Annotated in this window: 20 protein-coding genes; 6 read left to right on the top strand and 14 right to left on the bottom strand. The window is 66.1% G+C overall.

The window, feature by feature from the left end:
- The first annotated feature begins 25 nt into the window (after positions 1-25).
- Positions 26-517 carry an SRPBCC domain-containing protein gene (locus AB0M22_RS13810; protein ID WP_364725237.1) on the top strand — a complete coding sequence of 164 codons (492 nt, stop codon included), beginning with the start codon at positions 26-28 and terminating at the stop codon, positions 515-517.
- 65 nt (positions 518-582) lie between these two features.
- Here the strand turns inward: AB0M22_RS13810 and AB0M22_RS13805 are convergent, their stop codons facing one another.
- From AB0M22_RS13805 to AB0M22_RS13795, 3 genes are all read right to left on the bottom strand, one after another.
- Positions 583-1,113 (bottom strand): hypothetical protein, encoded by a 531-nt coding sequence (locus tag AB0M22_RS13805; RefSeq protein WP_364725235.1) that lies wholly within the window; start codon positions 1,111-1,113, stop codon positions 583-585.
- A 150-nt stretch (positions 1,114-1,263) separates the two neighbouring features.
- Positions 1,264-1,914 carry a helix-turn-helix domain-containing protein gene (locus AB0M22_RS13800; protein ID WP_357388676.1) on the bottom strand — a complete coding sequence of 217 codons (651 nt, stop codon included), beginning with the start codon at positions 1,912-1,914 and terminating at the stop codon, positions 1,264-1,266.
- Between the two features lie 40 nt (positions 1,915-1,954).
- Complete coding sequence (locus tag AB0M22_RS13795; RefSeq protein WP_364725230.1) at positions 1,955-2,167, bottom strand: hypothetical protein; 213 nt, start codon at positions 2,165-2,167, stop codon at positions 1,955-1,957.
- 342 nt (positions 2,168-2,509) lie between these two features.
- Between AB0M22_RS13795 and AB0M22_RS13790 the strand changes: the two genes are divergently transcribed.
- On the top strand, positions 2,510-3,712 hold the full coding sequence (locus AB0M22_RS13790; RefSeq protein WP_364725227.1) for an FAD-dependent monooxygenase: 1,203 nt from the start codon (positions 2,510-2,512) through the stop codon (positions 3,710-3,712).
- Here AB0M22_RS13790 and AB0M22_RS13785 read toward each other — a convergent pair.
- The 4 genes from AB0M22_RS13785 to AB0M22_RS13770 form a co-directional block, all read right to left on the bottom strand.
- Positions 3,697-4,254: a recombinase family protein gene (locus AB0M22_RS13785; RefSeq protein ID WP_364725224.1), complete on the bottom strand. Its 558-nt coding sequence runs from the start codon at positions 4,252-4,254 to the stop codon at positions 3,697-3,699. The two genes, AB0M22_RS13790 and AB0M22_RS13785, sit on opposite strands and share 16 nt — an antisense overlap.
- Before the next feature lie 222 nt (positions 4,255-4,476).
- The gene (locus AB0M22_RS13780; protein ID WP_364725222.1) at positions 4,477-5,730 is read right to left on the bottom strand and encodes an SGNH/GDSL hydrolase family protein; all 1,254 of its coding nucleotides are present in this window, start codon (positions 5,728-5,730) and stop codon (positions 4,477-4,479) included.
- Positions 5,731-5,844: 114 nt separating this feature from the next.
- Positions 5,845-6,006 carry a hypothetical protein gene (locus AB0M22_RS13775; RefSeq protein ID WP_364725220.1) on the bottom strand — a complete coding sequence of 54 codons (162 nt, stop codon included), beginning with the start codon at positions 6,004-6,006 and terminating at the stop codon, positions 5,845-5,847.
- Positions 6,003-7,235, bottom strand: coding sequence for an MFS transporter (locus AB0M22_RS13770; RefSeq protein WP_364725217.1), 1,233 nt, complete (start codon positions 7,233-7,235; stop codon positions 6,003-6,005). Before AB0M22_RS13770 ends, AB0M22_RS13775 begins: the two co-directional genes overlap by 4 nt.
- An 82-nt stretch (positions 7,236-7,317) precedes the next feature.
- Here AB0M22_RS13770 and AB0M22_RS13765 point away from each other — a divergent pair, with 82 nt between their 5' ends.
- Together AB0M22_RS13765 and AB0M22_RS13760 are read left to right on the top strand one after the other, a co-directional pair.
- A complete protein-coding gene (locus tag AB0M22_RS13765) occupies positions 7,318-8,253 on the top strand; it encodes a LysR family transcriptional regulator (RefSeq protein ID WP_364725214.1) in 936 nt (311 codons plus the stop codon).
- A 186-nt stretch (positions 8,254-8,439) separates the two neighbouring features.
- Entirely contained in the window at positions 8,440-8,616 is a 177-nt protein-coding gene (locus AB0M22_RS13760; protein WP_364725211.1) for a hypothetical protein, read from the top strand.
- A 260-nt stretch (positions 8,617-8,876) separates the two neighbouring features.
- Here AB0M22_RS13760 and AB0M22_RS13755 read toward each other — a convergent pair whose 3' ends face one another.
- Positions 8,877-9,278 (bottom strand): helix-turn-helix domain-containing protein, encoded by a 402-nt coding sequence (locus tag AB0M22_RS13755; protein ID WP_364725208.1) that lies wholly within the window; start codon positions 9,276-9,278, stop codon positions 8,877-8,879.
- A 78-nt stretch (positions 9,279-9,356) separates the two neighbouring features.
- Here AB0M22_RS13755 and AB0M22_RS13750 point away from each other — a divergent pair, with 78 nt between their 5' ends.
- The gene (locus tag AB0M22_RS13750; RefSeq protein WP_364725204.1) at positions 9,357-9,767 is read left to right on the top strand and encodes a RidA family protein; all 411 of its coding nucleotides are present in this window, start codon (positions 9,357-9,359) and stop codon (positions 9,765-9,767) included.
- A gap of 58 nt (positions 9,768-9,825) precedes the next feature.
- Here AB0M22_RS13750 and AB0M22_RS13745 read toward each other — a convergent pair whose 3' ends face one another.
- On the bottom strand, positions 9,826-10,161 hold the full coding sequence (locus tag AB0M22_RS13745; RefSeq protein WP_364725201.1) for an ArsR family transcriptional regulator: 336 nt from the start codon (positions 10,159-10,161) through the stop codon (positions 9,826-9,828).
- A gap of 118 nt (positions 10,162-10,279) precedes the next feature.
- Between AB0M22_RS13745 and AB0M22_RS13740 the strand changes: the two genes are divergently transcribed.
- Complete coding sequence (locus AB0M22_RS13740) at positions 10,280-11,419, top strand: FAD-dependent monooxygenase (protein ID WP_364725198.1); 1,140 nt, start codon at positions 10,280-10,282, stop codon at positions 11,417-11,419.
- 56 nt (positions 11,420-11,475) lie between these two features.
- Here the strand turns inward: AB0M22_RS13740 and dnaB are convergent, their stop codons facing one another.
- From dnaB to rpsF, 5 genes are all read right to left on the bottom strand, one after another.
- Positions 11,476-14,097 (bottom strand): replicative DNA helicase, encoded by a 2,622-nt coding sequence (dnaB, locus tag AB0M22_RS13735; protein WP_364725195.1) that lies wholly within the window; start codon positions 14,095-14,097, stop codon positions 11,476-11,478.
- Between the two features lie 657 nt (positions 14,098-14,754).
- On the bottom strand, positions 14,755-15,207 hold the full coding sequence (gene rplI, locus AB0M22_RS13730; RefSeq protein ID WP_150400329.1) for a 50S ribosomal protein L9: 453 nt from the start codon (positions 15,205-15,207) through the stop codon (positions 14,755-14,757).
- A 17-nt stretch (positions 15,208-15,224) separates the two neighbouring features.
- Positions 15,225-15,476, bottom strand: coding sequence for a 30S ribosomal protein S18 (rpsR, locus tag AB0M22_RS13725; protein ID WP_014989074.1), 252 nt, complete (start codon positions 15,474-15,476; stop codon positions 15,225-15,227).
- A 59-nt stretch (positions 15,477-15,535) separates the two neighbouring features.
- Positions 15,536-16,084: a single-stranded DNA-binding protein gene (locus AB0M22_RS13720; protein ID WP_364725191.1), complete on the bottom strand. Its 549-nt coding sequence runs from the start codon at positions 16,082-16,084 to the stop codon at positions 15,536-15,538.
- Between the two features lie 88 nt (positions 16,085-16,172).
- A complete protein-coding gene (gene rpsF / locus AB0M22_RS13715; protein ID WP_150400327.1) occupies positions 16,173-16,460 on the bottom strand; it encodes a 30S ribosomal protein S6 in 288 nt (95 codons plus the stop codon).
- Between the last annotated feature and the right edge of the window lie 37 nt (positions 16,461-16,497).

Below are 16,497 nucleotides of genomic sequence, written 5' to 3'. Positions count from 1 at the left end.
CACCACCGAGAGAGAGGCAAGACAGATGCCGAACAACGATCACTTGACCGCCACGTTCACGACCGACCACACCCCCGACGAGGTCTTCACCGCCGTCACCAACGTGCGTGACTGGTGGAGCGGGAACCTCATCGGCGACACCGCCGCCCGGCACGACGAGTTCGTCTTCACCGACGACTGCAAGTACGCGGGCGAAACGGCCAAGGAGAAGAAGGGTATTCGATTCGCCCGATTCCAGCTCACCGAGGTCGTGCCCGGCGAGCGGGTGGTCTGGCACGCCGTGGATTCGTACCTCACCTCCGTCGATGATCAGCACGAATGGTCCGACACCGACGTCATCTTCGACATCAGTGCCACACCGGAGGGGACCACCCTCCACTTCACCCATCGGGGCCTGACCGCCGCGAAATCCGAATGCTTCGAGGACTGTTCGCGGGGCTGGGCCTTCTTCATCGAGACGAGCCTGCCGCAGCTGATCGCCACCGGCACCGGGCAGCCGATCCCGAAGTACTTGTAAAGCAAGGTAATTCGGGCCGGTGTCGATGCTCCCCGCACGCGGAGTATCGGCACCGGCCCGATGGCTCACCAGATATCGATCCAGATGGGCCGTTTGGGAATGTCGAACAATGCCGAATTCTTGCGCACCACAACGGGAACCGAAGACCCGGCACTCAACCGCTCAGCCAACGCACGCGCTTTGATCTCACGGTATTGCGGGTAGAGAAACTTCTTTTGTACGCGCGCCTCCGCACCCGAATCCGGATGTGGGAACTGCGCCTCGACCTGCACCTGCCACAGATCGAAGTTGAATATCGCGCGACCATGCTTGCGCCGCAGCTCCGACTCGGCCACCACCGCGGTAATCGCGGTCCCGTTCCGCCGCAGGTAATTCCGGCGCACCCGCCACGCGGCGGCCAGCACGAGCATCCACCCACCTATTCCCGCCAGCAGGCTTACCGGCAGAAACAGCGCCATGGCGGCCTGCCACCCGGTCCACCGCGCTACCGCCATACCGAGGTTCAGCATGCCCGACAGGAAAACCACCGCCGCGACCGCGACCCCCAACGCCCACACCAGCGACATCGGGCCGATCAACCTTTCGGAGCGCCCCATACAAACCCCCTCGTGTAACCCCACACTGGGTCATGACTTTAACGGCCTGCACACGTCGCCGCTGATCGCCGACCTGTTCGATCCCGGCGTGGGATCGCTTTCGGTCCAGTCCCCGCACGGGAGCCGATCGATTACCGGATCCTGCCGTTCTCAACGCGTGGTGTACGCGCGGATGAATGCGTGGACCCCGTCGATCATGGTCTGGCGGACCTGACCCAGGTCGGCGTTGGCGGGGACCGGGTGACGTTCGTAGGCCAACAAGAGGGTCAGGGCACCGAAGTGGTCGGCGGCCAGACGCGGGTTGTCCGTATCCAGGAGCCCTGCCTCGGCGAAGTGCGCGATGCGTTCCGCGAGCGCTTCCTCCACCGCGGCCGTCGCGATGTCGTCCTTGGTCATCGGCGTCCGCAGGCGCTCCTGGGCGACGAGGGCGAATGCGGCGGTGTAGTCGGCGGATCCGACGATCGACGTGCCGAGGTCGACAGCCAAAGCGGTCAGCGCCTTCTCCAGCTGCGGCGCAGTCGTGATCCGGGCGTCCATGGGGAGGTGTTCGTCGAGCGCCCGGCATGCTGTGGCCGACATCGACTCGGAGGCGTCGGAGAGGATGGCGAGGAAGAGGCGCCGCTTGTCGCCGAAGTAGTCGTATACGGTGCGCTTCGAGACCGCGGCCCGGGCCGCGATGGCGTCCATGCTGACGCGGTCCACTCCCTGATGTACGAACAGGTCGCGTGCGGCGGCGAGAATCGCCGTCCGCTTCTCCAAGGATCCTTCGCGCACGGTCTTCTCCGTACCGCCAGTGTTCATGACCAGCCACGATACCACTCTACACCGTGCAGTTTACTTACTACACTGCACGGTGTAGTGTCATCGCATGACCTCGACAGCGGCGGCGCCCCTCGCAGACCGCTGGCCCCGATACCACTTCCTGCCCACCGCCGAAGCGCCGGGCGACGCACTGCAGACCTGGCTCGAACACGCCATCGGCGAAGGAGAATTCACGGATCTCGACGGCGCGGTGCTGCTGGGCCACGCTCAGTCCATCCAGCGCCAGCGGCATGCGCTCATCGAGGGCCAGAGCATGCCTCGCCGGCCATCACCACGAGGCCGTACTGGGCCGACGGCAGGCAGGGACTCTAGTGCGCGCGGACACGAGAACGAGCCCCGAAAGCTGACGGGCCCTGTCCTAGCGTCACTTCCACCACCTCGAGGAATGCCCCATGCCCCGATCCTCGCGGAGCAATACTCCGCGAGGCCCGCCTACCTGTGGCGTGCGGAGACCCACTGAGCACCTTCAAGTGCCGTTCCGCACAGCGCCCCACCGCACCCCAAAAACAAGAAACCCGAGTCTGACATCTGGCTGCCCCGCGCATTGACGCGGCGCGGCCAGGAAGGAGCAACCATGAACGAGACACATCGCCACCCCCGCAACCGCTCCGTCCTCGTCTCCGGCGCCAGCATCGCCGGCCCGGCGATCGCCTACTGGCTGCACCGCCACGGCTTCGACGTCACCGTCGTCGAGATGGCGGGCACCGTGCGCGGTGGCGGCTACCCCATCGACATCCGCGGTACCGCCCTGGAGGTGGTACGGCGCATGAACGTCCTGCCCCAACTGCAGAAGGCCCACGTCAACACCCAGTGCATCACCTTCGTGGGCGCCGACGGCAGCACCATCGCAGCACTGCGCGCCGCGAACTTGGGCATCGGCGCTGACGGCGACCTCGAGGTGCAACGCGGCGACCTGACCGAGATTCTCTACGACGCGGTCCGCGACTCCGTCGCGTTCATGTTCAACGACTCCATCGCCTCGCTCGACGACCGCTCCGACGGCATCGAGGTGGCCTTCCGCAGCGGCGCCCGCCGCACCTTCGATGTCGTCATCGGGGCCGACGGACTCCACTCGAACACCCGCCGTCTGATCCTCGGCCCCGAGGAGCGCTTCCACCACTACCTCGGTGCCTGCTTTGCAGGCTTCACCCTGCCCAACCACCTCGGGCTCTCCCACGAGGGCGTGCTGTGGAACACCCCGGGCCGGCGCGCCGCCCTGTATGCCGCAGGCTCCGGCCGAAACGTGTTCGGGCTGCTCTCCTTCAGGCGCTCCGACCAGCCCTTCGACGCCTTCCGCAACCCCGACGCGCAGCGCGAACTGGTCGCCGCCACCTTCCCGGACGAAAGTTGGGAAATTCCCCGGATGGTCGCCGAGATGCGCGCCGCCGAGGACCTGTTCTTCGACGCCGTCAGCCAGATACGGATGACAAACTGGTCCCTGGGCCGGGTCGCGCTGGTCGGTGACGCCGCCTACGCGCCGTCCTTCCTGACGGGACAGGGCACCAGTCTCGCACTGGTCGGGGCCTATGTGCTGGCCGGCGAGCTGGCCGCGCATGCCGACCACGCGGAGGCGTTCGACGCTTATGACAGGGTGCTGAGGCCGTTCGTGACCCTCAACCAGGAGATGGCCAACGGGGGCGACACGGAGCTTTTCCCCGCCACCGAGGAGTCCCTCCAGCAGCGCAACGACGCCCTGCGCTCGCTGTCCGCCCTCCCCTCCGACCCGCCGCGCGCCGCGTACTCCGCCCTCACCCTCCCCGACTACGAGGGGTGTTGACCGCGCTTCTTGCCAGTGCGGATGACGAGGTGGGAGGCGATCTCGCGCAGCGAGAGGCGTTCGTCGTCGCGCAGGCGCAGGGCGGTGGCGAGCATGTCCTCGTCGGAGACCTTGACGCCGCCGATCACCTTGCCCTTCGTGCGGGCGGTCTCCTGGCCTTCGAGGGTCTTGTCGCGGATGTAGTCGCGTTCGGACTCGGCCATGGCGGCGAAGAAAGCGAACAAGGCGGCCCCATGGCCGGCCGGGTCGTGCTTCCCGGCGAGGGGGCCGGTGAGGAACTCCAGCTCAATCTCGGCGTCCCGCAGTTCTTCGGCGACCTTCAGCAGTTCCAGGGCGCCGCGGCCCAGGCGCTTCATCTCGTGTACCACGAGGGTGACCTTCGCTCCCAGCGAGCGGTACTCGCGGGCCGCCGCCAGGGCGGCCTTCATCTCGGGGCGTTCCCGGACCCGGGTGCTGATCTGTTCCTGGAACAGACGGTGCACGCCGGATGCTTCGAGGGCGTCGACCTGAGACCCGGCGCTCGGCGTTGAAACGGGGACCACCTATGAAACAACCTCGGTGTCCGCGTTGTTGCCTCTTCGAGTCGGCGGACGTCCTCGCCGCCCGCCTACGACACTGATTCGCGCCTATGACCTACCTGCCGCTGGCGTGTGGCACGTTTCGCTCGCATTCCGGTCCCACCCCGAGGACAGCCGCGTTCGGCCGCTCATCGTCGAGGGCGTGCGAACTTTCCTCCGGGCGTATCGAATCCGGTAGGGATGCGGTCAGAGGGCCGCCAGGTCGATCGCGTCGGCCATCGCCCGGTAGCCCGCGGCGTTGGGGTGCTTGTGGTCGCCGGAATCGAAGGCGGGGTTGAGGTTTTCGGGGTCGGCCGGGTCGCGAACGGCCGCGTGGAAATCGACCACGGCGTCGTATTCGCCGCTGGTCCGCATCCACTGGTTGAACTCGCGGATCTTCGCCGCCGAGGCGTCGGTGTAGTACTCGGCGCCCTTCATCGGCAGCAGGGTGGCGCCGGTGATCCGGACGCCCGCCCGATGCGCGGCGGCGATGAGCTGACGATGACCGTCGATCAGTTGGGCCACCGAGATATTCGGGTTCGGCTTGTAGGTGGGCAGGTCGACCTCGGAGAAGCCGAAGTCGTTGAGACCGCCGAGGACGAGCACGCTGGTGACGTCCGGCTTTGCGAGCACGTCGCGTTCGAATCGCCGCACCGTCGCGGCGCCGAACCAGGGCGAATCGTTGAGGATCAGGTTGCCGCCGATGCCTGCGTTCAAGACCGGACGCGGTGTTCCCGCCTCGACCAGCCGCTGCGCGAGCCGGTCCGGGTAGCGGGTGTTGGTGTCGTAGGTGGATCCGTAGCCGTCGGTGATCGAGTCGCCGACCGTGACGACGGTGCCGCCCTCGTCCGCGTCATCGCCGGACACCTGGACGTCGGTCAGGTAGTACCAGGAGTGGGTGGTCTCGGTGAACGCCTCGGCGGCCGGGTCGGCGGCGTGGTTGCCCGCGGCGCGGTAGCTGCTCGCGTAGGCCTGCGAATGGAAGGTGGCCGGACCGGTCCGGTCGGCGAGGTACATGGTGACGCTGGCCGAATCCATCGACGCGAGGTTCAGGTCGGCGGCATCGCTGGTCAGCGTTTGGCCAACCGGAATTTCCGCCGCTGCTTTGCCGTCGAAGGTCAACTCCCGCAACGACTTCGAGTCCACGGCGGCACCGGCGGCGGCGCGGGCGATGGTGACGTGATCCACCCGCAGCGGCGCGGTGCCGAACAGGTTGGACAGGGTGATCCTGGCCGCGCTGCCGCCATCGGTCACCTTGACTACCTGTCGGACCGTCTGGTCGCCGAAGCCGTCCTGGGCCCAGTTCGGTTCGAAGCCGACGCTGGGCAACTGCGGGGCGGCCATCCAGCCGGTGTCCCATGCCGCCTCGGTCTCGGCGGCGGTGCCGATGGCGATTCCGCCGAGCACGGCAACGGCGGCGACGGCGGTCGCGGCGATCCGGACCCGCAAGGTGTTCTGCATCGTTCTGTCCTCTCCACTGCCCGCGCTAATGGTTCTATGCTCCCGTTAGCGTGAGGGCGACAGTACCGCACAACGAGCACTAATGAAACTGTATTCCCGTTTAAGATTTGAGAATCAGCCGAGGCCGGATCGGGCGAAGGCGAGCTCGTCGCCGTCGAGGATGAAGCAGACCGGGGTGACATGGGGTTGCCCGTCGGCGCGGGTGAGGGCTACGTGGGCGAGTCTTGTTCCGGCAGTGACGAAGGAGTGCCATTCGGTGTCGGTCATGGTGGTCATGCGGGTGTTCCTTTCGTGGGAAGAGTTGTGGCCGTCTGCCGTTCGCGCAGGGAGCCGGCGACCGCTTTCAGTGCGGCGAAGAGCAGGAGCCCGGTGACGAGTGCGCCTGTCCCCAGCCAGATTCGGTCGGTGTGCTGCAACAGCGTCGTGCCGACCAGCGGGCCGAGGATGGTGCCGAGGCTCCAGGTGCTCGACGCGACGCCCAGGTATCCGCTGCGCAGTTCGGTCGGCGCCAGGTCGGCGAACGTGGCGCTGAACTGGACCGCCATCCCGATCTGCCCGAGGCCGAGGACGAGGACCGCGGCGGCATAGCCTGCGGTGCTCTGCGCCACGGCGGCGAGAACTCCGCCGATGCCCGCCAGCAACATCGAGACGGCGAGGACCGTTCCGCGGTCGCGGTGCGCCAGCAGGGCGACGGCCAGCGGTTGCAGGATCACGATCGCGAGTCCGTCGACGGCGATCACCGCGCCGTAAGTGCTCGGGCCGTACCCCTGCGCGGTCATCAGCAGCGGCAACGTGGCGAACGCCTGCATATTCAGCGTGAAGTAGACGATGTGGATCAGGGCCATGGTGATCATCAGGCGGTCGCCGAGCAGCATCGGCAGCAGCGCGCGGCGAGCGCGGCTGGTGGTCGAATGCGTCTCCGGCACCGCGATCACCACGATCGACGCCGCGGCCAGCATGGCGAGTGCGTTCAACCAGAACAGCAGGCCGTAGCCGTGACTGGCCAACACCCCGGAACCCGTTGCGGCGACGGCATATCCGAGGTTCGCCGCCCAGTACAGCAGGCTGTAGGCCCGCACCCGTTGTTCGGGCGGGAGGTCCGCCACGGCCGCCGAGCCGGCCGGACGGAAGAGCCCGGCGGTGAGGCCGTAGCCGACGGCCGCGGCCCAGATGGCCGGTGCCGTTTCGGCAGATCCCAAGGCGGCCAAGGCAATTGCCGTTCCGAGGAACCCCAGGAGCATCGTCTGCCGACGGCCGAACCGGTCGCCGAGCCAACCGCCCAGGAGTTGCGAGGCGAAGTCGCCGATGCCCACGGCCGCCACCACCGCACCCGCGGCCATCGGGGTCATCCGCTGTTCCTGAGTCAGATACAGCACCAGCATCGGTTGCACGAACCCGCCGGCTCGCGCGATGAGGTGGCACGCCCCCAAGGTCCATGCCAGGGTCGGTAACCCGAGTGGCTGCCGGGTGTAGTTCTTCGTGCCGGTGTCGGCGATTGTTGTCATGCCGTCGACGCTATGAGCTGTGAGACATCAATAAAAGCGATCATTTACGATGGTATCCATCGTGATCTGTTATATATAGAGCATGGCCGAGATCGACCTACGGCAGCTGACCACCATGATCGCGATTGCCGAAGAGGGGACGTTCTCCCGGGCGGCGAATCGCTTGGGCTACACCCAGTCGAGCGTCAGCCAGCACATCGCAGCGCTGGAGAAGGCCGTCGGCGGCGCTGTCTTCGATCGGCCGGGCGGGCCGCGGCCGGTGCGGATAACCCCGCTCGGTGCCGTGGTGCTCGAACAAGGCCGCGCGTTGCTGTCGAAAGCCGAAGCGTTGGGACATGCGGTCGATAGATTCAAAGCCGGCGACGGGCGCATCGACGTCGGCACCTTGCAGAGCGTTTCCAACGCGATCCTGCCGACCGTGTTGCGCCGCCTTCGAGACGAGCAGCCCAACTGCGATATCCGGCTCTCCGAAGCGGAACCGGACGCGGCGCAGATCGGCGAACTCGACCTGCTGTTCTATGACGGATTACTCAGCGACACAACGGAATCCGTCCTGTTGATGGAAGACCCCTATCTGGCGGTGGCACTTCCGGACAACCTGCCCGCCGGCCCCGTGCCCGCGCGGTTACTGGACGGAAAAGCGATGGTGGCCTGGCCCGCAACCTGCGACCAGCCCAGACTGGAACAGTCCCTCGCGAACGCAGGCGCCCAGCCGCACATCGTATTCCGCTCCGCAGGCAACGAAACCATCCTCTCGATGGTCCGCGCCGGCATGGGCCTCGCCGTCCTCCCCTGGCTGACGATCCACCACGTCATCTGCCGCTCCTGCGGCGCGATCCACGGGCCAGAGGGATGGCCGGATCTCCAAGTCCACCACCTCGCCCCCACCCCCACCCGAAAGATCTACCTACACTCCCCACCCGGCCGCAGCGCCCAATCCCCACTTCTCGCCCGCACCATCGAGATCGCCGTCGAAGTAGCCCGTGACCTGGCCCAGCAGGCGCCGGCCCGAACCTGACTGGGCACCAGTCGCTTTCAGCGACCATCTCGGAATCGCCCTCGTCGCGGCGGGTGGTGGTTGCGACGTGACAGGCGGTGAGGCGTTCCGCCGGCCTGGTCGTCTCCGGCACCGGCACAAGTAGGGGCTGGGCGGATCGCCCGAACATCGATACCGTCACCTGAGGTCCTAGACAAGGAGATTGGTGTGAACGTAAGAAACAGCGTGGCAGTGTCCCTCTCGGCCGCTGCTTTCGTCCTCGCGGCACTGGTGGCCGCGCCTGCCGCGACCGCTGACCCCGCACCCGCCCCGAGCTCGGGCAGCTCGAACCTCCAGTGCCTGATCCAGGTCCTCATCCACGGCGAAGTACCAGGCATCTGCTAGCCGTCCACAGGGGATTGGAAGTCCCGGTTCAGGTTTCAGAATTTGCGGGACCTAGGTGGTCAGTGGTTGTTGTCGAAGCGCCGGCGGCATTTGTTCAGTGAACGCGGACCCGGCCGGCGGTGAAATACGCCGCGGCCTGATCTATGGCTGACAGCGGTTGGGTGAGGACGCGCATTGCGGTTCGTAGCCCGATGGTGCCGTGGGTCCGTTTCCGCAGTACCGCTTGTGCTTGGGGGTTGTTGGTGGACAACACTCGCGTCTCAACGAGACGGCATTTCTTCAGTTCGATCCTGCTCGTCGAAGCGCCTGCGGGCGCGCTCGACGTCGGGCAGGGTGGTGGTGGTCCAGCGCAGGAGCGCGTCGATGAGGTCTTGCAACGATCGGCCGAGGTGTGTGAGGCGGTATTCGACGGCGATGGGGCGGGTGCTGGTGACGACGCGCTCGATCATGCCGTTGCGCTCCAGGCGTCGGAGTGCGGCCGTGAGTGACTTCTGGGTCACGGCGGGGATCGTTCGACGGAGTTCGTTGAAGCGCAGGGTCCCTCGTTCACACAGTGCGTCGAGGATCTGGAGGGACCACTTATCGAGCACGTGGTCGAGCAGTTCGCGGTGTTGCGCGGTGAGCTGAGGGGCGGCCGATTGTGGTGGAGCGGTTTCCTGCATGACACCTAGTCTCGTTGAAGTGCCCTCGGGGTACCAGGTAGACATCGGATACCTACTCCGACAGTGAAAGGGACACCGATGGCAGTGCAGTTGCTGACCCCCGAGGGAATGTTCGGTCCTGTTCCGTACCACCATGTTTCGATCGGCACGGGCACTCGCCACGTGCACGTGGCCGGCCAGATCGCTCGCGATGCCGCAGGCAACCCGGTCGCGACCGGCGACCTCGCCGGTCAGGTCGCGCACGCATTGCGCAATACCGCGCGCGGCCTCGCCGGGGCCGGGGCAAGCTTCGCCGACGTGGTGCGTCTGCGGTTCTTCGTCACGCACTGGACCCCGGACAAGTACCCCGACTTCGTCGAGGGCATCGAGCGCGTCGTAGACGAGCTGGGGATACCTCAGCCGTTGCCACCCGTGTCGGCGATCGGCGTCGACTATCTGTTCGAGCCCGACGTGCTCGTCGAGGTCGAGGCGTACGCCGTGCTCGACTGAGCCGATTCAGTTGTCGCACAGGGCGTTTAACTTCCAGCGTTTCGTAAACCTCTACGGTTTACGCAGGTTTCGATGGGGGCTGGTGTTCGGCTTCCAAGAGTGCGAGCAGTCCGGGAAACCTGCTCTCGAGGTCCGTGCGTCGTAGGCGGATGCCCTTGCGGTTGCCGTAGTCGATCTCGTCGATGAGGCCTGCTTCGCGCAGGACCCGGAAGTGGTGGGTCTGGGTCTGCTTCGAGATCGGAAGACCGAACGAGTTACAGCCGCGCTCGCCGTCGGTGCGGTCGGCGGCCAACTCCGTCATCACCGAACGGCGGTGCTCGTCAGCGAGAGCGCGAAGCACCACGCCCAGCTCGAGCGCCTCGACCGCCGGACCGGCCAGGTTTGTTCCGGCCACGGACACCTCCTTCAGGTACGTATTGCATCGTACCTGAGGGGCGTGTTCTACTCGAGTACGAAATTCATCGTACCTAGACGGCGGGAATGTGGTCGTCGGCGCTCCGAGAGGTCATGTCATGAAGAAGCCCGAGGTACTGATAGTCGGTGCCGGAATCGCCGGGCCCGCGCTCGCGTACTGGCTCGCCCGGAATGGATACCGGCCGACCGTCGTCGAGCACGCCCGGCAGCTGCGCTCCGGCGGCAGCGCGATCGTCGTGAAGGGACCCGCGATACCGGTCGCCGAGCGGATGGGCATCCTTCCGCAGTTGCACGAGCTCGCCACCCGCAATCGGTCGCTGACCCTGCTCGACCCGGCTGGCAACCGAGTCCTGCGACTTCCCTCCTCGGGAGGGTCGACGGTCGAGGTGACCCGGGCCGACCTGTCCGAGGTACTCCACCGGTCCGCGCGCGGCGATGCCGAGTTCGTGTTCGACGACTCGGTCACCGCACTCGATCAGGACGAAGGCGGGGTCGACGTCACCTTTCGACGGTCCGCGCCCCGGCGTTTCGACTTGGTGGTCGGTGCCGACGGGATGCACTCCACCGTGCGGCGGCTGGTGTTCGGGCCTGAGCGGCAGTTCGTGCGCGACCTGGGTTTATACGGCGCGACCGTCCCGCTGGAACCCGACGCCATCGACGACCCGAGCGAGCTGACGATGCTGACCGTGCCGAACCGGATGCTGGTCGTCCACCCCTCGCGCACCACGCCGCTCGCGATCTTCACCTTCCGGGCCGCACCGCAGGCGCCGCACGACCGCAAAAACATCGCTCTGCACAAGCAAACCGTGGCCGACGCGTATGCCGACATGCCTTGGCGGGCAACGGAATTCGTGGCATCCTATCTCGACCACCCGGCCCCGTTCTTCGACCCGCTGACGACCGTCCGGATGCCCTCGTGGTCGCGCGGACGGGTCGTACTGCTCGGGGACGCGGCGGCGGCCACCGCCCTGTTGGGCGACGGGTCCAGCATGGCGATGGCCGGAGCACATGCCCTCGCGGAAGAACTCGCCGCCCACGACGGCGATCACGCCCGCGCCTTTGCCGCCTACGAGTCGCGGCTCCGCCGCGAAGTGCGACCGCGGCAGCGACGCGTCCCCCTGCTCTCCAGACTCATGGTGCCCCGCACCCGATCCGGCCTCGCGGTACGCAACACGGTGGGCCGCGCGGTCGGTCGCACGAACCGGATCACCCCTCGCGAAACCGCCTGTAGGGCCTAGAAATTCGCACCCTTCATGCTGGGCGGAACGCGGCGAGATACCTCGAGCGCGAGGCCCTAGCCGCGGGCCATATCCACGAACCGGCTCAAATGCAGCTGGTGCGCGACGGTGATGGTGGCGGTGGGGCCGTTACGGTGTTTACCGACGATCAGGTCGGCTTCGCCGCCGCGGGGGTCGTCGCGTTCGATGGCGTCCGGGCGGTGCAGCAGGATGACCATGTCGGCGTCCTGCTCGAGGGATCCGGATTCACGAAGGTCGGACACCATGGGGCGCTTGTCGGTTCGCTGTTCGGGACCACGGTTCAGCTGACTGATCGCGATCACCGGAACCTCGAGTTCCTTGGCGAGCAGCTTCAGGCTTCGGGAGAAGTCCGAGACTTCCTGCTGCCGGGATTCGACCTTCTTACCCGAGCTCATCAGCTGAAGGTAGTCCACCACGACAAGTTTCAGATCGTGGCGCTGTTTGAGCCTGCGCGCCTTCGCCCGAATCTCCATCATGGTCAGGTTCGGCGAGTCGTCGACGAACAGCGGCGCCTCACTGATCTCACTCATCCGCCGCGCCAGCTTGGTCCAGTCGTCGTCACTCATCCGCCCCGACCGCATATCCCCGAGCTTGATCTTCGCCTCGGCCGACAACAGACGCATGACAATTTCCGTACGACTCATCTCCAGCGAGAAAATAACGCTGGGCAACCCATGCTTGATCGAGCAACTGCGCATGAAGTCCATGCCGAGTGTGGAATTGTGCGTCGGCACCATCGATCGCCCGGCCAGGTAGAGATGGTCGGCGTTGTCGACTTCCACACAGCGGACGGGCACGCTGTCGATGCGCCGGACGTCCACGATGTACCGGGAACCGGATCGCGCGGTGCTGCGGCTCGCTCGGCGTTCCTTGTGCAACAGCGCTTTCCGGTACAGGCCGAATACTTCGTCGTCGGTGGCGAAGGTCATCGTGTAGGCGGTCGACGAACTCTCGGACCGGCCGCGAACCCGCTTGGTCGACACATGGCAGCGGTATCCGAGGCTGACCACCAGCTCCTGAACGTCCCGGAACAACCGTTCGCTGGTGACCGCGAACTGCACCGAACCACCATGCGTCACAGTGCCATCGGTATCCAGCAGACCGGCGAGCAGCGCACGTCGTTGCGCCTCACTGGATCGCAGATACTGCGTCGGAATGTGCTTGTCACCGAGCACCCCGATCGTCCGCAGCCGAGCCTGCACACTCCCTACCGTGTTTCGGCAGGACTGGCACAATCGCAGCCCGATCGACGGGCCCCCGCAGTGTGCGCAGGTGGGCGCGGCGACCGGCGCGGAGTGGAACCGGGCCTTGCCGCCACACGAACGTCCACAGGTACGAACCTCGCTGGTGAATGGAACGAACTCCGCTCCACACACCACGCATTCGCGCGACGAGATCGGTTCATCGGCAGGCAGTTGTAGCTGATACCGCAGGTGCGCGGACCGCGACGGGACCGCCACCAGCCCTTCGGCTTCGATGCGGGCGACGATTTCCGGATCGGCCGAAGTGAGCTGTGCGGCCGCGGACGTACCGTCTCCGAGCCACGCGCCGAGGGTGTACGGCGGCACCAGTAGGTCGCGAGCCGGCAACTGTAGGGGGCGTGCGTTGGTGACGGAGTGGTTGAGCCTGCGATCGGCGGTGGTGCAGCGCAGCGTGCGCGCGATGTCGCCGGTGGTACGGACGGCGGCGAAGGTGCGCTGTGGGTAGCCGGTCGCCGCCTGCTGTGCGGACCGCCGGGAGGCCCGGGTGTCGGTGAGCCACTGGTGTTCCTCGTCCGCGACGAGCACTGTGCCGTCGGAGAATTCGACCTCGTAGCACGGGCGGTCGGTGAGGATGTCGGTGGCGGCGACGACGCGGGTGGGGAGGCCGTCGGCGTCGAGGAGTTCGTCGCCGACCCGGACTTCGCCCATGGTGGTCCAGCCGCTCGGGGTCGGCAATTGCGTGTCGAGGGCCAGGGCCTTGCCAACGCCAGGGCGCGCCGCGACGATGATCATTTGGCCGGGGTGGAGGCCGTTGGTGAGTTCGTCCAGTTCGGTGAAGCCGGTGGGGACGCCGAGGGAGATGCCGCCGCGGCTGGCGATGGAGTCGATTTCGTCCATCGTGGGCTGGAGGAGTTCCTCGAGTGGGAGGAAGTCTTCGGTGGTGCGTTTGTCGGTGACCTCGTAGATCTCGGCTTGGGCGCGGTCGACGACCTCGGCGACGTCCTGGCCGTCGGCGCCGGCGTAGCCGTACTGGACGATCCGGGTGCCTGCCTCGACGAGGCGGCGCAGGATCGCCTTCTCGGCGACGATTTCGGCGTAGAAGCTGGCATTGGCCGCGGTGGGGACGGTCTGGGTGAGCGTGACCAGGTAGGGGGGTCCGCCGATGCGCTTGAGTTCGCCGCGGCGGTCCAGGCCGGCCGAGACGGTCACCGGGTCGGCGGGTTCGCCGCGACCGTAGAGGTCGAGGATGGTGTCGTAGATGAGCTGGTGGGCGGGGCGGTAGAAGTCGCCGGGGCGCATCACCTCGATGACGTCGGCGATCGCGTCCTTGCTCAGCAGCATGCCGCCGAGCACGGACTGCTCGGCCGCCATGTCGTGCGGTGGCTGACGCCCGAAGTCTTCACCGGGCGGCTCGGGCGGGTAGTTCGCATGCCCACGGTCATCGACGACTGCCATGAGACTCGACCGTCCTCTCTCCACCTACCGGGCTCACCCTATTGATGATTGGTCCTACTCTCCGGCTCCGACACGTATGGCGCAGTGGCAGTGTCCGCCGCTCGCACGCCGGCCGAGGCCACCTGCGAGTTCCAGCTACCGTTGCGAGATCCATGAATTCCGGACGTTCGGGCCGCGCCTACCACGACGTAGGGACGAACCTAGGCGACCCGAGGGCGGTCAACAAACCGTACTGTGCACACAGCTGTGGATAAGTTGGGGACTGTTCACCTAACCGTGTGCACCCCCTGTGGACAACTTGGGGAAAACCCAGGTCATCCAGCCAAAACCCGCTGATAGATATCGATTTCCGCGGTTATCCACCTGTTGATGAATAAAGTCGCGGCGTGTTGACCAAGTTGAACAGCCGGGCGTGTTGGGTTAACAGCATGTGTGACGGGTATGAGCTGAATCACATTGCCACCGGTCGGTTTCCTGAGTAATCCACAGGCCTTGCACCGGGAACCCCGATGACCAGCGCGGATTTGCCGAGAATGTTCCGAATGGCAGAGCTGCCCAGCGGGCAAACTATGAGTTATTCAGAGAAGTGGGCTGCATCGCACAGCCGAAGACCACCCCCGTGCCGAACACGGGAGTGGCCTTCGAAGTGGTGCTATATCAGCTGGCAGCGACCGTCAGGTCGAACTTGGCCACCACGTCCGGGTGCAGGTGCACCACGACGCCGTGCTTGCCGGTCGACTTGATGTGCGACTTCGGCAGCTCGATGCTGCGCTTGTCGACCACGGGTCCGCCGGCCGTCTTGATGGCCGAGGCGACGTCGGCCTGGGTCACCGAGCCGAACAGCTTGCCGGTGCCCGCCGTCTTCACCGAAAGCGAGACCGCATCGAGGTTCTCGATGGCCTGCTTCAGTTCGTTGGCGTGATCCAGGTCGCGCACCTTGCGGGCGTCCTGCGCCCGGCGGATGCCCGCGACCTGCTTCTCGGCACCACGGCTGGCCACGATCGCCAGTCCGCGCGGCAGCAGGAAATTGCGGCCGTAGCCGTCCTTGACCTCGACGGTGTCGCCGGGCGCACCGAGGTTGTCCACGTCAGCAGTCAGAATCAACTTCATTTGCGTGTCTCCCTTACTCAGCGAGCCGTCGACACGTAAGGAAGCAGGGCCACCTCACGCGAGTTCTTGACGGCAACCGCGATGTCACGCTGGTGCTGCACGCAGTTGCCGGTGACGCGGCGGGCGCGGATCTTGCCGCGATCGCTGACGTACTTACGCAGCAGTGCCGTGTCCTTGTAATCGATGTTGACGATTCCGGACTTGGCTTCCTTGCAGAATGCGCAGGCCTTCTTCTTGAGCACCTTTTCGCGCGCTGGCGCTTTAGGCATGGTCTTTTACTCCGTAATCAGTGATGGTCCACGCAAGGCAGACCTATGAGTTGCCGTTATCAGAACGGCGGTTCGTCATCTACGCGGCCGCCGCCCCCGAAGGAGCCAGCCGCGGGCGCACTGCCCCAGGGATCGTCCTCGCCGGAACGACCGCCGCCGCCACCGGAACCGGCCGGGGCGTTGCCGCCGCCGGAGCCACCGCTGCCGCCGGATCCGAAGCCTCCGCCGCCGCCACCGCCGCCACGACTGGTCTTGTTGACCTTCGCGGTGGCGTACTTCAACGAGGGGCCGACTTCGTCGACCTCGAGCTCGACGACGGTGCGCTTCTCACCCTGAGCGGTTTCGTAGGAGCGCTGCTTCAGCCGCCCGCTCACGATGACTCGGGAACCCCGGGTCAGGCTTTCGGCGACATTTTCCGCAGCTTCGCGCCAGATATTGCAGCGCAGGAACAGCGCTTCGCCGTCTTTCCATTCGTTCGAATTACGGTCGAACATCCGGGGAGTCGACGCGACGGTGAAATTAGCCACCGCCGCTCCCGCGGGCGTGAATCGAAGCTCGGGGTCGGCCGTCAAGTTTCCGATGACGGTGATGACCGTGTCGCCTGCCATGTGGTTCCTCCTGCTCGGGGTGCAGTCCGCATCTCGTTGTTGCGCTAGAGCCTAGAGTCAGGCACCGACGCAATCGAGGGTTGCTGGACTACTTGTCGTGGCGCAGAACCTTGGTGCGCAACACCGACTCGTTCAGGCCGAGCTGGCGGTCGAGTTCGCTCACGGTCGCGGGCTCCGCGGTCAGATCGACCACCGCGTAGATGCCCTCGGCCTGCTTGGCGATCTCGTAGGCAAGCCTGCGGCGGCCCCAGATATCGACCTTGTCGACCTTGCCGCCTTCGGTACGAACCACGGTGAGCATCGTCTCGAGAGACGGGGCTACGGTGCGCTCGTCCAGACTGGGATCGAGGATAACCATCACTTCGTAATGACGCACGGACCAATCACCTCCTGTGGACTAGGAAACGGCCACG

This window comes from Nocardia sp. NPDC051756, from assembly GCF_040681495.1.
In the GTDB taxonomy this organism is placed as follows: Bacteria; Actinomycetota; Actinomycetes; order Mycobacteriales; family Mycobacteriaceae; genus Nocardia.
Note: the sequence above shows the minus strand (reverse complement) of the source record. Positions and strands in the feature narration are given on the sequence as shown.

What these genes read in the sequence shown, in the direction of transcription:
- AB0M22_RS13810 (WP_364725237.1), top strand. Translation starts at nt 26, where the DNA reads ATGCCGAACAACGATCACTTGACCGCCACGTTCACGACCGACCACACC.
- AB0M22_RS13805 (WP_364725235.1), bottom strand. Translation starts at nt 1,113, where the DNA reads ATGGGGCGCTCCGAAAGGTTGATCGGCCCGATGTCGCTGGTGTGGGCG.
- AB0M22_RS13800 (WP_357388676.1), bottom strand. Translation starts at nt 1,914, where the DNA reads ATGAACACTGGCGGTACGGAGAAGACCGTGCGCGAAGGATCCTTGGAG.
- AB0M22_RS13795 (WP_364725230.1), bottom strand. Translation starts at nt 2,167, where the DNA reads ATGCCGCTGGCGCTGGATGGACTGAGCGTGGCCCAGCAGCACCGCGCC.
- AB0M22_RS13790 (WP_364725227.1), top strand. Translation starts at nt 2,510, where the DNA reads ATGAACGAGACACATCGCCACCCCCGCAACCGCTCCGTCCTCGTCTCC.
- AB0M22_RS13780 (WP_364725222.1), bottom strand. Translation starts at nt 5,730, where the DNA reads ATGCAGAACACCTTGCGGGTCCGGATCGCCGCGACCGCCGTCGCCGCC.
- AB0M22_RS13775 (WP_364725220.1), bottom strand. Translation starts at nt 6,006, where the DNA reads ATGACCACCATGACCGACACCGAATGGCACTCCTTCGTCACTGCCGGA.
- AB0M22_RS13770 (WP_364725217.1), bottom strand. Translation starts at nt 7,235, where the DNA reads ATGACAACAATCGCCGACACCGGCACGAAGAACTACACCCGGCAGCCA.
- AB0M22_RS13765 (WP_364725214.1), top strand. Translation starts at nt 7,318, where the DNA reads ATGGCCGAGATCGACCTACGGCAGCTGACCACCATGATCGCGATTGCC.
- AB0M22_RS13755 (WP_364725208.1), bottom strand. Translation starts at nt 9,278, where the DNA reads ATGCAGGAAACCGCTCCACCACAATCGGCCGCCCCTCAGCTCACCGCG.
- AB0M22_RS13750 (WP_364725204.1), top strand. Translation starts at nt 9,357, where the DNA reads ATGGCAGTGCAGTTGCTGACCCCCGAGGGAATGTTCGGTCCTGTTCCG.
- AB0M22_RS13740 (WP_364725198.1), top strand. Translation starts at nt 10,280, where the DNA reads ATGAAGAAGCCCGAGGTACTGATAGTCGGTGCCGGAATCGCCGGGCCC.
- dnaB (WP_364725195.1), bottom strand. Translation starts at nt 14,097, where the DNA reads ATGGCAGTCGTCGATGACCGTGGGCATGCGAACTACCCGCCCGAGCCG.
- rplI (WP_150400329.1), bottom strand. Translation starts at nt 15,207, where the DNA reads ATGAAGTTGATTCTGACTGCTGACGTGGACAACCTCGGTGCGCCCGGC.
- rpsR (WP_014989074.1), bottom strand. Translation starts at nt 15,476, where the DNA reads ATGCCTAAAGCGCCAGCGCGCGAAAAGGTGCTCAAGAAGAAGGCCTGC.
- AB0M22_RS13720 (WP_364725191.1), bottom strand. Translation starts at nt 16,084, where the DNA reads ATGGCAGGCGACACGGTCATCACCGTCATCGGAAACTTGACGGCCGAC.